Annotated in this window: 17 protein-coding genes; 12 read left to right on the plus strand and 5 right to left on the minus strand. The window is 31.4% G+C overall.

What is annotated here, in order from left to right; all coding sequences use genetic code 11:
- The first annotated feature begins 1 nt into the window (after nt 1).
- The 5 genes from PBV87_RS07310 to PBV87_RS07330 all read left to right on the plus strand — a co-directional run bounded on the left by PBV87_RS07310 (nt 2) and on the right by PBV87_RS07330 (nt 4,455).
- Entirely contained in the window at nt 2-700 is a 699-nt protein-coding gene (locus tag PBV87_RS07310) for a YveK family protein (RefSeq protein WP_271011686.1), read from the plus strand.
- A 141-nt stretch (nt 701-841) separates the two neighbouring features.
- Nucleotides 842-1,987, plus strand: a complete 1,146-nt coding sequence (locus tag PBV87_RS07315) for a polysaccharide pyruvyl transferase family protein (RefSeq protein WP_271011687.1) — start codon at nt 842-844, stop codon at nt 1,985-1,987.
- A complete protein-coding gene (locus tag PBV87_RS07320; RefSeq protein ID WP_271011688.1) occupies nt 1,987-3,165 on the plus strand; it encodes a nucleotidyltransferase domain-containing protein in 1,179 nt (392 codons plus the stop codon). The genes PBV87_RS07315 and PBV87_RS07320 overlap by 1 nt, the downstream gene beginning before the upstream one ends.
- Before the next feature lie 109 nt (nt 3,166-3,274).
- Nucleotides 3,275-3,457: a hypothetical protein gene (locus PBV87_RS07325; RefSeq protein ID WP_271011689.1), complete on the plus strand. Its 183-nt coding sequence runs from the start codon at nt 3,275-3,277 to the stop codon at nt 3,455-3,457.
- An 86-nt stretch (nt 3,458-3,543) separates the two neighbouring features.
- Entirely contained in the window at nt 3,544-4,455 is a 912-nt protein-coding gene (locus PBV87_RS07330) for a phosphoenolpyruvate carboxykinase (ATP) (RefSeq protein ID WP_271011690.1), read from the plus strand.
- On the opposite strand, the gene PBV87_RS07335 is transcribed toward PBV87_RS07330, so the two are convergent.
- Nucleotides 4,439-6,100 (minus strand): ABC transporter ATP-binding protein, encoded by a 1,662-nt coding sequence (locus tag PBV87_RS07335; RefSeq protein WP_271011691.1) that lies wholly within the window; start codon nt 6,098-6,100, stop codon nt 4,439-4,441. The two genes, PBV87_RS07330 and PBV87_RS07335, sit on opposite strands and share 17 nt — an antisense overlap.
- A 193-nt stretch (nt 6,101-6,293) precedes the next feature.
- On the opposite strand from PBV87_RS07335, the gene PBV87_RS07340 reads away from it, so the two are divergent.
- Nucleotides 6,294-6,605 (plus strand): hypothetical protein, encoded by a 312-nt coding sequence (locus PBV87_RS07340; protein ID WP_271011692.1) that lies wholly within the window; start codon nt 6,294-6,296, stop codon nt 6,603-6,605.
- Between the two features lie 68 nt (nt 6,606-6,673).
- Here the strand turns inward: PBV87_RS07340 and PBV87_RS07345 are convergent, their stop codons facing one another.
- Nucleotides 6,674-7,399, minus strand: a complete 726-nt coding sequence (locus tag PBV87_RS07345) for a flagellar brake protein (protein WP_271011693.1) — start codon at nt 7,397-7,399, stop codon at nt 6,674-6,676.
- A 173-nt stretch (nt 7,400-7,572) separates the two neighbouring features.
- On the opposite strand from PBV87_RS07345, the gene rlmD reads away from it, so the two are divergent.
- Nucleotides 7,573-8,937: a 23S rRNA (uracil(1939)-C(5))-methyltransferase RlmD gene (gene rlmD / locus PBV87_RS07350; RefSeq protein ID WP_271011694.1), complete on the plus strand. Its 1,365-nt coding sequence runs from the start codon at nt 7,573-7,575 to the stop codon at nt 8,935-8,937.
- A gap of 67 nt (nt 8,938-9,004) precedes the next feature.
- Here the strand turns inward: rlmD and PBV87_RS07355 are convergent, their stop codons facing one another.
- Nucleotides 9,005-10,108, minus strand: coding sequence for a tyrosine-type recombinase/integrase (locus PBV87_RS07355; protein ID WP_271011695.1), 1,104 nt, complete (start codon nt 10,106-10,108; stop codon nt 9,005-9,007).
- Nucleotides 10,109-10,238: 130 nt separating this feature from the next.
- Nucleotides 10,239-10,931, minus strand: a complete 693-nt coding sequence (locus PBV87_RS07360) for a helix-turn-helix domain-containing protein (protein ID WP_271011696.1) — start codon at nt 10,929-10,931, stop codon at nt 10,239-10,241.
- Nucleotides 10,932-11,114: 183 nt separating this feature from the next.
- On the opposite strand from PBV87_RS07360, the gene PBV87_RS07365 reads away from it, so the two are divergent.
- The 3 genes from PBV87_RS07365 to PBV87_RS07375 all read left to right on the plus strand — a co-directional run bounded on the left by PBV87_RS07365 (nt 11,115) and on the right by PBV87_RS07375 (nt 12,412).
- Entirely contained in the window at nt 11,115-11,639 is a 525-nt protein-coding gene (locus tag PBV87_RS07365; protein ID WP_271011697.1) for a hypothetical protein, read from the plus strand.
- A 76-nt stretch (nt 11,640-11,715) separates the two neighbouring features.
- On the plus strand, nt 11,716-12,228 hold the full coding sequence (locus tag PBV87_RS07370; RefSeq protein ID WP_271011698.1) for a hypothetical protein: 513 nt from the start codon (nt 11,716-11,718) through the stop codon (nt 12,226-12,228).
- Nucleotides 12,229-12,289: 61 nt separating this feature from the next.
- Nucleotides 12,290-12,412, plus strand: a complete 123-nt coding sequence (locus PBV87_RS07375) for a hypothetical protein (protein WP_271011699.1) — start codon at nt 12,290-12,292, stop codon at nt 12,410-12,412.
- Between the two features lie 246 nt (nt 12,413-12,658).
- On the opposite strand, the gene PBV87_RS07380 is transcribed toward PBV87_RS07375, so the two are convergent.
- A complete protein-coding gene (locus PBV87_RS07380; RefSeq protein WP_271011700.1) occupies nt 12,659-13,012 on the minus strand; it encodes a helix-turn-helix domain-containing protein in 354 nt (117 codons plus the stop codon).
- A gap of 139 nt (nt 13,013-13,151) precedes the next feature.
- Between PBV87_RS07380 and PBV87_RS07385 the strand changes: the two genes are divergently transcribed.
- Nucleotides 13,152-13,328, plus strand: a complete 177-nt coding sequence (locus PBV87_RS07385; protein ID WP_271011701.1) for a hypothetical protein — start codon at nt 13,152-13,154, stop codon at nt 13,326-13,328.
- A partial coding sequence (locus PBV87_RS07390; protein ID WP_271011702.1) for a Rha family transcriptional regulator occupies nt 13,294-13,766 on the plus strand: 473 nt, incomplete at its 3' end. The genes PBV87_RS07385 and PBV87_RS07390, both read left to right, overlap by 35 nt.

Here is a 13,766-nt window from a genome sequence, read left to right on the forward strand (position 1 = left end):
TATGAATGCTATATCAGATAAACAGTTGATAGAAGAGGAAAATCCTACAAGGCTGACGCTACTAGAAATTTTGAATTTCATTTGGCGAAAAATAGGTTTTATTCTATTAGGTCTTTTAATAGGTGGAAGCCTAACGTATATAGGAACAAAAGCTTTTATTCCGCCAATTTATGAATCTCATATTATGCTATATGTTAGCAGTGGAACAGATATGAATTCTAGTGATCTTAATATCTCCAAACAAATAGCACCAACATATATACAAGTTCTACAAAGTAACATGTTTATAGATAAGGCAATTGAGTCTTTAAATCAAGAATATACTAGAAGCGATATTAAACATATGATGAAAATAAGCTCTGTAGCAGACACAGGATTGATTAAAATAAAGATACAAAGTAGTGATCCACACGAAGCTGCAATGATTGCTAATACTATAGGTGAAGTTGCTCCAAGTGAACTAACAAAAATGATAGGGATAGGAAATGTAAAGATTATTGATAATGCAGAAGTTGCAATGTATCCTATTACGCCCAATATGATAGTGAATACAGAGCTAGGTGCATTGGCAGGAGGTATTTTAACAGTACTGGCTTTGTTAATTTATGCAATATTTGATAATAGGATAAAAGATGAAAAACGCTTAGAAGCTTATACTCAATTACCTTCTTTAGGTACTATCCCTAAAATAAAGAAGTAGCGTAAAAATGTAAAAGATACCTTAGATGAAATATGACATTTATCTAAGGTATCTTTTTATGTAACAAATAGAGAGATAAAGAGTATCATAAATAAGGAAAATATATACTAAAAGTAATCTCTTAAAGGCGGTGAAAAGAATATGAAAAAAGCTGCAGTTATAACCTTTCACGCTTCTCATAATTATGGATCAGTCTTACAAGCTTATGCTTTACAGACTCTTCTCACTCAATTAGTAGGTAACTGTGAAATTATAAATTTAAGAACAGAACGTCAAAAAGATCTATATACAGTTTTTACAAAACGAAAAGGCCTAAAATATTGTTTGAAAAATTTAACTCATGCTCTGTATTATTTTGCCTTAAAACAAAAATATAATAGATTTAATCAGTTTATCACTGAGCAATTAAAAACAACCTCACAGATCTATCTATCCTTAGATGATCTACAGAATGAATCTTTTAATTATGATTATTATATCTGTGGTAGTGATCAAATTTGGAATCCTAATCCTGTAGATTTTGATTGGTCTTACTATTTACCTTTTGTGAAAAAAGGTAAAAAAATTTCTTATGCACCAAGTTTTGGTCCCATAGGTAAGATACCTAATGAAGAAATGCGCACAAGAATAGCTGATTACTTAGCATCTTTTGATAGTTTATCTGTTAGGGAGTTGAAATCCCAACAAATCGTTCAAGAATTATCTCATAAAGAGGTACCTATTGTATTAGATCCTACCTTATTACTTACACCAGCTGATTGGGAATATCTTTTGCAAGATAAGAAATATAAAAATGAGAAATATAAAAATAAAGATTATATTCTCCTATATACACTTTATGCGAATCCACAAATAATTTCTCTTGCAAAGTTCTTTTCAAGATATTTTAAGATGCCGATCGTTATAACTAATTTTTCTAATCAATATGATGTCTTAACGCCTTTTAAAAAGCAATATGATGTAGGACCTATTGAATTTTTAACAGTCCTCAAGAATGCGAAGATAGTACTTACATCATCTTTTCATGGAACAGTATTTTCTATTTTATTTAATAAACCTTTTTTTACTTTTGAAGGGAATAAGGATGCTAGAATTCATAATTTATTAAGTCTTACAGATCTGACAAATCGTTCAATCAATTCTAATAATGTATTGAATCAACTAGAGCATACTTATGATATAGATTTTGAAAGGGCACAAAAGTTATTAGAAAATGAAAAAAACAAAAGCTTAGCTTATTTGAGAAATGCTTTAGAAATTGATTCTTTAGAAAAAGAGGTGAAGTAGTGAATACACAAAGCTATCGACAACTTATTCAATTATTATCTATAGCTATTAAAAATCAAGAAGGAAACACTGTATTAGCTCAACCAATTAATTGGGAACAAGTGTATAAGTATGCTCAAGCACACCAGATTGAAGGGCTTCTTTATACGACTATTCAACAACTACCTTATAGAGAAGACCTACCTAAAGAATTACTAGAAACTTGGAAAAAGAATACGTTTATTACAGGAGTTACTCAACATATTCATATTAAGCAAGTTGCTCAAATACTCAAGATGTTTAATGAAGCTTCTATTCCGGTAATTATTCTCAAAGGGCTTATTTTACGACAATATTATCCAAGACCAGAGCAAAGAACAATGTCTGATGCAGATTTACTCGTACATGCAGAAGATTTAAATAGGATAGATGAGCTGCTTAAAAATGCAGGGTATAATGTGAATCATGCTACACCTATTCATATCGTTTACACCGGACCAGATTCTCTACCTATTGAAATCCATTGGACACTTAAACATAATACTCTTTTCAAAAAAGTTAATAATATAGAAGGAGGATTATGGGCAAATACTTTAGAAACGGAAATAGAAGGTGTAAAAACACTATGTTTAGGCTTAGAGGATCAAGTATTTCATTTATGTACTCATATGGCGACTCATATGGTGGAAAGTGGATTTGGAATAAGGCAAATAGCCGATTTAGCTTTAATAGTTGAAGCACATAAAAATGATATTCAGTGGGAGGTTTTCTGTAATCAAGTAGAGCAATGGCATCTAGAAAAGTTTGTATCAGCTATTTTTGGAGTGTACCAAAAACTATTTAAAATGGAGAAAATTATAGATATAGAAAGGTTAGGTACTTCATCCATACAAATAGTAGACGCCCTTATTGAAAATTTATTAGAAGCGGGGGTATATGGACACGAAAATATAGCTTTTATATCCGAACAGAGATATCTTAATATTCTTTTCCCTAAAAAAGAACATTTGATTCCTTTAGAACAGTATGCGTATCTTAAAAAATCATCTTTATTGTTACCTATAGCATGGATACATCATTTATATCGAGCTATTTATCATAAACGTTATAGTAATGAAGCAAAGTTAAAGTTTGCATGCTATGGCATACAGCAAGTGAAAAAAAGAAATTATTTACTTAAACAACTTGGACTCCTTTGATAAGAGAAAATTATACTAATAAATACGCCTATTTGCCTTAAATTGCATACTATATAGAGATAAGACAAGTGCTTCTTATCACATTATCTTACAGAGAGGAGGTGATATTATGAAAAAAGTATGGATTAAACCAGAATTAGCAACAATCGGTGTACAAAATACTACAGATAATTTACCCATCACATTCTTTAAGAGTAAAAATCACGGACATGGTCATTGTCATTGCCACTGTAACCATGGATCAGGTGGGCATGATAATGAGTTCCCAGTAGAGCCTCCTATTAGTGGTTAATCTTCCCTAAAAGGGCTGTTATATAACAGCCCTTAATTATTTATAAGTGGATATAATAAATAAGATAGTGAAGTAGGTGATGGTTAATGAATAACTTTTATACGGTTTATGGACTAACGATAAAATCGGATGTTCTTCTACCTGAGCTTATCTGTGCTGATTCACAGGATTTAAAAACAGTAGATTGTGAAATTCATTATGGCTTAGTAGATGAAGAGATTAAGCAAACTATAGCTAGAGGTAAAATGGCTCAATACACACCTCAAAAAATATGGTTTCACATTAAGGCACTAGCAACTTTTATTATAGTAGATGGTACTCAAATTATTATAGATAAATGTCAAGATGGAAAAGAAGAGCGAATCAGGCTTTACTTATTAGGAACTTGCTTAGGATTCATTCTATTTCAGAAAAATAGACTAGTAATTCATGGCGGTACAGTTTGTATTAACAATAAAGGAATGATTTTTACGGGGAAAAGTGGAGCTGGGAAATCTACACTTACATCCGCCTTAAGATTAAAAGGTTATGGATTTGTAACAGATGATTTATCTGTACTGGTTAAAAATGGATATCCTGAAGTTGAATCAGGATATCCTCAACAAAAATTATGTGAAGATGCTATGAAAAACTTAGGCTATAACAGAGACCATTATCAGCAAATAGGAGAAGGAAGCCGTATGAAATATTTGATCCCTGTAAAAGACCAGTTTGTAAATCAATCAGTACCTTTACAAGGCATTTGCGAAATTACATTAGGGCAGGTTGAACATGTAGAAAAACAATATCTTAGAGGTAGTGAGAAAATAAATGCACTCTATCAAAATATTTATAATATTGACTTTAAAGAATATATGGGTATAAATCCGGACTATTTCAAGCACTGTATAAGTGTCGCTCAAAAAATACCTATTTATAGAATAATAAGACCCCAGGACCATGTTTCTATAGAAGAGGAAATTCAACTCGTAGAGCATCTTGTTAATCAACTTGATTAAGCTTATGATTTTCTAATTTATAGACGCGATGGCATAAAGAAAGGGCAGAGGGTCTATGAGTTATAATAATGCATATAGGCTGTTGATGAAGTTGTTTAAGACCATTTAATATATGCATTTCGGTGTCCATATCTAATGATGAGGTTGCTTCATCTAAAATAAGAATGGGTCTAATACGAAGAAATGCACGAGCTATGGCAATTCGTTGGGCCTGCCCTTCTGAAAGTCCTATTCCTTTTTCACCTATCACAGTATCTAACTGATTATCTAATTGCTCTATAAAGTCCCATGCACATGCTAAGCGACAGGCTTCTTCAATTTCAAGTAATGTAGCATTTCTATAGCCATAGCAAATATTATCTTTTAAAGTTCCGGAAAAAAGTGTATTTCCTTGAGGTACATAAGAGATAAGTTCGCGATGGATTGAAGCAATAGACTCTGTAGAGTGACCAGCTGAAATTAAAATGGAACCTGATGTAGGTGTTGCAAGAGCAAGCAGTAATCGGATAAGTGTAGTCTTTCCACTTCCAGATGTACCTATTAATCCAACGGTTTCACCAGAATGAATTTCTAATGTAATATCTGATAAAATCGGTCTTTCATCCATATAACTAAAAGAAACATGGTCAAAGTGAATAGTAAGCGGTATAGACTGAATGGATAGAACAGATGGAATAGATTCTTCTAAATTCATATCTTCAATCTCCATAAGCCTTTCTATAGAGGCAAAACTTTTAATAATACCGGGTACCATATAAGCTAACTCAGATAAAGGTTCTTGAATATTATTAAAAAGTTGAAAAAGTGCAGTGAGACTTCCAAATGTAATAAGACCTTTGGCTAATTTAATACCACCTATACTTAAAATAATAAAGTATGTGAGATAAGAGCAGAATAAGAGTGCAGTACTAGAACGTAAGTTAAGAGAGTTTGCTTTAAGATTAAGCTCTAATTTACGTTTTTGAAGTGCATCTAGAAGTGAAAGACTTTTAGTTTCAGTACAGAAAGCTTTTACAATCATAATATTTTGGAGTGCTTCTTGAATAAATGAATTATACTTAATAGCCTGGTCTTGGATTTCATTATAAGTCACCTTAAGCTTCTTGGCGAATAGGATACTTATAACTAAGAATATAGGTGCAATAAGAACAGATAAGATTGCAATGGTCGCATCAAGGTAAATTAAAGTATAGAATGAAGTAATAAATGTAATGCTTAAAGAAATAACTTTTACTAATGTAGATGTTACTAAGTTAGTGATTGTGGCTACATCATTATTTATACGAGTAAGAAAGTTAACACTATGATACTTATGATGTTCTAACCATTTAGCATAAATCACGTGTTGGAAAACATCTTTTTGGATTTGATTTTGAAATTTTGTCGAGCAGTATGTAGAACTTAGAGATAAAATAGATGACAGTACAATATCTACCAAAAATAAGCTTCCCATAAAAACGAGATATTTAACTACTAAATCAAGGTTACCACTAGTAGCCGAATCGATAAGAGATTTGGATAAAATAGCAGTATAGACACCTATGCCAGCAAGGATGCCACTTATACAAATATTGGGAATCAAAAACCATATAATAGATTTTGTATAGGCAAAGATCCATTTAAGTTGCAGATAGATTTTTTTCATAATCAAACTCCTAGCACTTCAAATTTATAAATATTTTTTTAATTACTAATATGTATAAGCACAAAGATGCTAAAGAGTTACATTAATAAAATGTAGAAAATATTTTTAGGAGGTACGATACGAGAAGACTTGTAATTCATAAGCGTATCTGTTACCCTAAATATAAAGATTTTAAACAAAAGGAGCACAGGCTATGGATAAAGAACTTGATAAATTAGCAAAAGAAAATGCCCCTTTACCTATGGGCCTTCCAGCTTATAAGCAATGTTATTACATTGGCGCACGTAGTCTATATCAACAATATGAAAAAGGGGATATTACACTAGAGCGTGCAAGACAAGAAAAGCAAGAACTTCTTAGAACCTATAAAGAGGGTGAATGGGAATGGAACTATTTTCTTAAACTACATGAACTCAAAAATCATTTCCAGCAGCTTTATGAGGATGGGTTTAATTCAGTATTAGAATATGAGATTATGGAAATGATAGAAGAACTCCTAAAATAAAGCATATAGATAATGTTTTATTTTAGGAGTTTTTATATAGAAAAAAGAAGTAAAACGTAAAATACGCCTTACTTCTTAAAAAGTGGTTGGTTATTGGACTTTACAAGTAAACGTTGCTTCTCAAAAATCAATTTAGAAAGTAAATTTTCTTTGCGTGCATCTAAGTTGATAAAGCGTATACGATGTGTGTAATTACCTGTTGTATTTCTTTCACCTTGTTCTAAGACTTCCCCTTGAATATTAAATTCATGATCCAAGAATTGGAAGGTGATTTCAACACAATCTTTTGGTTGGAGCTGATACTTAGTAAGTAGGCACATGCCTCCTGCACTAATGTTCACAGTAGTACCTTCATTTAAATTTAAAAGTTGTTCATTGTCTACTCGTTGATCTTCACGTGGTATAAGGCGATACTTTACGTGAAAAAGTGTAGTAAGTCGGTAATGTGCCCGTTGTTGTTTTTTTACAAGGGGGCTAGTTAAATAACCTTTATACAGTAATTTACCATTTACAGGCTGACGTGTTGTCACATGAATATTTGCTACAAAAACAGTTTGCTTTGTAATAAAACATATTTCTAAATCAATAGGTAAAGGGAAAATAACAAAGTCACAGCGTTCTATCGGTGCGGCAAAAATAATGTCGTTTTTTTCCCATTTTGAAAGAGCAGAAGTATATACTTTTCCTTCTGAATCGACAAGACGTACAATAGAATTGATGTCTTTTAAAATAATATCATGATATTGAGAGACACTGTTTGCAATCTCTAACTGGGCTTTTGGATCTAATATCACTTGCATTCCCCCTGTATTGAATAATCTAAAGTCTACAATTTATTATACTTGATAAGTAGTCTAAATTTCAATATATTAACTAGACTTGCTTCAAACTACTTGAAAAACAAGTGTCAATATGTAACAATAAATAAGGTTTATATCTAAAATTCGCATATATTAAAGGAGTTCTTATGGCTAAAAAGAATGAAATCGTAGACGGTATAATTGAAAAAGTTAAATTCCCTAATAAAGGATTTATGTATATAGAAGAAAATGTTCCAGTATGTGTGCCGGATACTTTTCCAGGACAAAAGGTAAGTGTACGTCTTCAAAAGAAACGTAAAGGCGAATGGCTTGGAAAAGCTGTTGCTTGGCATGAACAACCAGAGCACTTCATTCAACCAAAATGTGAGTACTTTGGTACATGTGGTGGGTGTGCAATGCAACAAGTACCTTATGAATCTCAACTTGAGCATAAACATGGTTTAGTAATGGATTTATTAAAAGGTGCAGGTGTAACGGATTTTGAGGATATGGGGATTTTAGCAAGTCCAATGGAGTGGGCATATCGTAATAAAATGGAATTCTCATTTGGTGATGCATGTAAAGACGGTCCAATGTGCCTTGGTATGCACCGTAAAAATAGTACATTTGATATCATTACAGTAGATGGTTGCCAAATCGTACATGAAGATTTTAGTATGATTTTACGTTTTGTATTACGTTATGTACAATCTATGGGACTTCCATTCTACAAAAAGAAAATACATGAAGGTTACCTCCGTTACCTCATTGTACGTCGTTCAGAAACAACAGGTGAGTTACTCATCAACATTGTAACGACAACACAGCGTGAGTTTGACTTTACACAACTTGCGAATTATTTAGTAGAAATGGGTACAAAAGGCAAGATTGCAGGTATCCTTCATACAACATCTGATACGCTAGCAGATGCCGTAAAACCAGAAGGTGTAAAACTTGTATATGGACAAGACTACTTTACAGAGAATATTTTAGGGTTAAACTTTAATATTTCTCCATTCTCATTCTTCCAAACAAATACTAAAGGGGCGGAAAAGCTTTATAAAACAGCTTTAGATATGCCTGAAGATATTGCAAACAAAGTAGTATTTGACCTTTACTCTGGAACAGGTACAATTGCGCAAATTATGGCTACACGTGCTAAGGAAGTATACGGTATTGAAATTGTAGAAGAAGCAGTAGAAAAAGCAAAACAAAATGCAAAACTTAATGGACTTACAAACTGTAACTTTGTAGCGGGTGATGTACTTAAAGAAGTAGGGAATCTTCATGTTAAGCCAGAGCTTATTGTGCTTGATCCACCAAGAGAAGGTATTCATCCAAAAGCAATTGATAAAATTATTGGATTTGATGCAAAAGAGTTACTTTATATCTCTTGTAAGCCAACAAGTTTAGCACGTGACTTACCTGTATTTGAAGAAGCAGGTTATAAAGTACAAAAAGTATGCTGTGTAGATATGTTCCCACATACACACCATGTTGAAACAATTGCATATCTTATTAAAGAAAGTTAATATTTTCAATGGTTTTATAGTTTTAAAATTGGACTAAAAGAGTGCTTGGACAAATTTTGGACAAATTCTAATTAGAAAGTTCCTTAAAAGTGGTATCAATACTAGTTGCCACTTCTTTGTCCACTGCATCTAAAGAATGGGTATAAACTCGAAGGGTAGTTTGTGTATCACTATGACCAAGACGTTTACTTATAGCTTGTACATTTATATTGCTATGCATTAGTAGTGTAGCTTGTAAGTGTCTAAGGTCATGGAAGCGAATAGGAGTAATGCCTATTGATTCACAGACATATCTAAAACGTTTAGATAGACAATGTTTACTAATTGGTTTGCCAGTAGCTAACGACCAAAAGATTTGTTTGCTAGGTGGAATAAATGGTAAACTATTGATATAATCTTTTAAGATATCTATAATAAACATGGGAATATAAATTTTTCTAATTGAGCTAGGCGTTTTAGGGGAGCTGATACCTTCCACTATTTCGCCTAGCTCATTTCTTATTTCTGCTAGTTGTTTATTAATAGTTAGTACGCCATTTTCAAAATCTATATCGTCTATAGTTAAGGCTCTTATTTCACTATTTCTAAGTCCACAACCTATAGCTAAGTAGAAAGCAGTTTTATGTAGTAAGTTACTTTCTTTAGAGTAGTGATCTAAAAGTATTTTTATTTCCTCTATAGAAAGTAGTTCAGCATGATTTGTTTTAGCTGGTTTAGGTAGTTCAATATGCTTATAAGGTGAGTCTTTAATCAACTCCCATTTTTCAGCTAGTGAAAATGTTTTTCCTAAGCATCCCATACAATTCCCTATAGTATTAGGTTTTAAAGTTTTAGCCATATTATTTACTAATTGCTGAATATGTATAGGTTTAATAGAAGATACCTTCATAGAACCAAGAGCAGGAAGAATATAAGCATTATAATTTTGTTTGTATATCCGTTGTGTACTAGCCTTGCAATTAGGAAGTACATAGTCTTTATAAACTAAAGCACATAATTCATCCATTCTCATATTTTCATCTGTTCCAATTTCACCCCTTTCTATTTCAAGTCTAAAGAGGTCATGAGCCTTTTTAGCTTGTTTTTCTGTTCCTTTAAATGTTTTAGTATAGGTCTTACCATCTTTTCGGATACGGAAACGCCATGTATCGCCTCTTTTGTCCATTGACATAAATATCAACTCCTTTATTGAAATAATAGGGTGAATAAGATATTAGATTTGTTGATAAGATATCTTATTCACTGATTTATACAAAAGGCTTAGTGTTAGTAGCACTAGGTCTTTTGTATTGGAAATAATTTTAAAACTTTCTAATAGATTGGATAGCTTTACCTAGTATTTTTAATGTATTTAATTCGTGTCCTGTAAAGACTCTAGATTCATAAGCAGTATTAAGAGGTTGAAGTATAATAGCATCAGGACTTTTTATAATGCGCTTTAAAGTACTTTCTTCATTATCTACAAGAACTGCAGCAATAGAACCTGTAGGAACATCTGACATAGGCTCAATAAGTACTAAGTCATTTTCTAAAAACATAGGGTACATACTATCACCTTTAATTTTTAAGAAAAAACAATTTGACTTTCCTAATATGCTGTTTTTTTCAATATACTCATAACCAAGCAATTCATTATTTGCACAAGCATTATAACCAGCCTTAATTTCCCCGAGAATAGGAATTCGTACAGTTTCATTAATAGGGAATAGTCCTAGTTCTTGGAGTTGAGTTTGAAGAGAGGAATCACAAGAAACTTCTTCTATTACATTTTTATATGGACTACGACAAGTCAAGTAATCCATGGATACATCAAAAAACTCACTAAGATATTTTATGAAATCAGATCTAGGATATTCTTTATTGTTTTCCCATTTAGAAATCATAGTTCTATTAATAATAGTATTAAAACGTTTATTAAAGATAGTTATTAATTCTTCTTGACTCAATTTTACACCTTTACGTAATGCATAAAGACGTTCACCTAATGTATTCATAATAAAATCATCCTTTCTTTGAATTTATTATAGTGAAAAAGAATTTTAAAAGCAACAAAAATATACAGTTATAAAAAAATGTATTGACGTCGTAACAATAATATAATATTATTGATTTATAAATCGAACAAATGTTCTATTGATAGGGCGCTATAGATAAATTTGTATGAAGAGGAGAATGAAATGAAGGATTTGATTGTAGGATCAGCAAGGTATTGGTTACCACATAAAACATTACCTAGATACATATTTAATAATACTGATTTATTTTTAAGAATGGTGAGGATAGGCTCAGATAAGCAGATATGTACTATGATTAAATCATTATGGGAAACATGTCAGATGGAAACAGGGTATTGTGAGTCACCTTATATACCACAGGTAGTTAAAAGAGAGTATAGAGATTTTAGTGTATTAGTATTAACAATGCCTACTCCAAAGGTAGGGTTAGAAGTGTTCTATGTAGGAATTACTTATAATAATGAAAATGAAGTGAGATATTTTGTACTAGAAAATAGTATGACAAAGCCTGATGATGCAATAGCTAATTTATGTGAATGGACAAAGGAATGTCATCACATAAATTATAGATTTACAAATAATATTGAGTTAGAACATTTTATTGATTTTATTGCTGAAGAGTTTAGAAACAGAAATCATGAACCAGGAGCAATCTCTTCGTTTTCAAGAGAGAATAAAAGATGGTGATAAAGGGTAATAGTAAGGATTATTTTATAGTGAGATAAAGAAAAATTAATAAATTTATTATAAAGGAGTAAATTTGATGAAAACATTAAGAGAAAGATCATCAAGATATTGGTTAGCACACAAAATATTACCTAATTACATTTTTACTAATACAAAATTATTTTTAGAAAAGGTATGTACTGGGTCTGATACTGACGTGTATAGATTTATTAATTTTTTATGGGAAAGAGCTCAACGAAAAGTGGCAGAGAAACCAACTGTTTATATGCCACAAGTGATAAAAGAAGAGAGAGAAGATACTAAAGTGTTAGTAATGTCTATGCCAATTCCAGAAGCAACACTAGAAGCTTATTATGTAGGTGTCGTATATAATAATGCAAAAGAAGTTAGATATTTTGTATTAGAGAGCAGTAATTTAGTAGAGGAAGATGTAATAGCATGTATGTGTGAATGGACAAAAGATGGGAAACATCTTAATTATGGTTTTACAAAAGATATTGCCATTGAAAACTTTATAAAATTTATATTAGATGAGTGTATGAATGAAGAGTATAAAATACTTTGTATTAATCCATTAGGTACAGATTAGGATAGATAGCAGAAGTACATAGATATTATCAATTATAGAAAAGTTAAGAGGTGGTGTTGGAATGAAAGAGGAAACAACAAGAATGAAAGAGGAAATAATAAGAATCATAGAAGATATTGAGGATGAAGAAATTTTAAAAAAGATATATAGGTTTGTACTAGATGCTATTAAAGGAAAGGAGTAAAACATTTAGCAGAGTTCTTTAATGGCTCTACAATATTAGTAATATATAAGTTTATTCATTTATCAGCTCTGCTTTTATTAGCAGAGCTTTTTGTGTGAGCAAAAAATAGACACTGCATTAACATAATGAGATAGCACCTTAGTAGTTATAAGTAGTGTAAGTGAAGAAAATGACTATCGATAAGATAGTTTTATTTTTTAACTTCAAATCGAACATACATTCGTATTAAAGAGCAAGAAAAAAGCCCTAGGATTTAGGGCTTTGAGAGGATTGATTACGAATTAATAATGAATCAACAATTTCATTGATTATTTTTCTATCACTAAGAGCAAGAAGATTATATTTCTCTATAAGTTCTCGTTCTAATGGGGTTAATCCTTTATCTTCAATTAAGAACATTTCACCTTCACCTAGTTTCAGCCATGTAGGATTAACATTAAACTCCCTTTTTAAAGATTCGTAAAATCTATCGCTAGGATTTTCTTTTTTACCAGAAAGAATCATGGATATATAGGCTTGAGTGAAATTTATTTTTTCTGCAAAATCGCCTTTTTTAATATCTAGTGTAGATATCAATTGGTCTAATCTATCAGATAGCATATGCTCACCTCCTTATAGTTAAAATTATATAGCAGAAAATTAACTAGGTCAAATGAAAAATAAATAAGTTAAAAAACGTTGACATGTTAACTTAGTTATGTTAATATTTAACCAAGTTAAAAAGAAAGGAGTTTTTATTATGATTTCTAATTTAACTTTTGAGGAAAAAATTAAATTACTTCCTCAAGATGACAAACTTTACTTAGCGGGCTTTGTAGATAGGGCACTAAGTGATTATAAGTTTTTAGCTAAAAAAAGCAAAAAGAAGGAGGAACAACAAAATGCAAACATCAACATTAATCATACCAGTAGATAATGACTTACATTTACAAACAGAAAACGGACAAGTAGTAGTAAGTAGCCGTTATGTGGCTGAAAGATTTGGGAAAGAACATAACAAGGTGGTTAGAGCTATTGAAAATAAGATAGAAAGTCTAACCCGCCAAAATTGTCGGGTTAAAAATCTCTTTATAGAAGGTAAATATAACCATAACGGAAATGAGTATAAAGAATACCTATTAACACGTGATGGATTTACTTTTATAGTTATGGGCTTCACAGGAGCAGAAGCCGACATATGGAAACTTAAATACATAGAAGCATTTAACAAGATGGAACAGATATTAAAGGAACAGCAATCACTTCCACAAGACCTAAGCCCACAACTTCAATTCATGATTAACATGGAACTAGAACAGAAGAAAATGCAACAACAACTTAATCAAGTAAATCATCATGCATTAGAAGCTAAGGC

Source organism: Holtiella tumoricola, assembly GCF_027857615.1.
GTDB lineage: Bacteria > Bacillota > Clostridia > Lachnospirales > Cellulosilyticaceae > Holtiella > Holtiella tumoricola.

What these genes read in the sequence shown, in the direction of transcription:
- PBV87_RS07310 (WP_271011686.1), top strand. Translation starts at nt 2, where the DNA reads ATGAATGCTATATCAGATAAACAGTTGATAGAAGAGGAAAATCCTACA.
- PBV87_RS07315 (WP_271011687.1), top strand. Translation starts at nt 842, where the DNA reads ATGAAAAAAGCTGCAGTTATAACCTTTCACGCTTCTCATAATTATGGA.
- PBV87_RS07325 (WP_271011689.1), top strand. Translation starts at nt 3,275, where the DNA reads ATGAAAAAAGTATGGATTAAACCAGAATTAGCAACAATCGGTGTACAA.
- PBV87_RS07330 (WP_271011690.1), top strand. Translation starts at nt 3,544, where the DNA reads ATGAATAACTTTTATACGGTTTATGGACTAACGATAAAATCGGATGTT.
- PBV87_RS07335 (WP_271011691.1), bottom strand. Translation starts at nt 6,100, where the DNA reads ATGAAAAAAATCTATCTGCAACTTAAATGGATCTTTGCCTATACAAAA.
- PBV87_RS07340 (WP_271011692.1), top strand. Translation starts at nt 6,294, where the DNA reads ATGGATAAAGAACTTGATAAATTAGCAAAAGAAAATGCCCCTTTACCT.
- rlmD (WP_271011694.1), top strand. Translation starts at nt 7,573, where the DNA reads ATGGCTAAAAAGAATGAAATCGTAGACGGTATAATTGAAAAAGTTAAA.
- PBV87_RS07355 (WP_271011695.1), bottom strand. Translation starts at nt 10,108, where the DNA reads ATGTCAATGGACAAAAGAGGCGATACATGGCGTTTCCGTATCCGAAAA.
- PBV87_RS07360 (WP_271011696.1), bottom strand. Translation starts at nt 10,931, where the DNA reads ATGAATACATTAGGTGAACGTCTTTATGCATTACGTAAAGGTGTAAAA.
- PBV87_RS07365 (WP_271011697.1), top strand. Translation starts at nt 11,115, where the DNA reads ATGAAGGATTTGATTGTAGGATCAGCAAGGTATTGGTTACCACATAAA.
- PBV87_RS07370 (WP_271011698.1), top strand. Translation starts at nt 11,716, where the DNA reads ATGAAAACATTAAGAGAAAGATCATCAAGATATTGGTTAGCACACAAA.
- PBV87_RS07375 (WP_271011699.1), top strand. Translation starts at nt 12,290, where the DNA reads ATGAAAGAGGAAACAACAAGAATGAAAGAGGAAATAATAAGAATCATA.
- PBV87_RS07380 (WP_271011700.1), bottom strand. Translation starts at nt 13,012, where the DNA reads ATGCTATCTGATAGATTAGACCAATTGATATCTACACTAGATATTAAA.
- PBV87_RS07385 (WP_271011701.1), top strand. Translation starts at nt 13,152, where the DNA reads ATGATTTCTAATTTAACTTTTGAGGAAAAAATTAAATTACTTCCTCAA.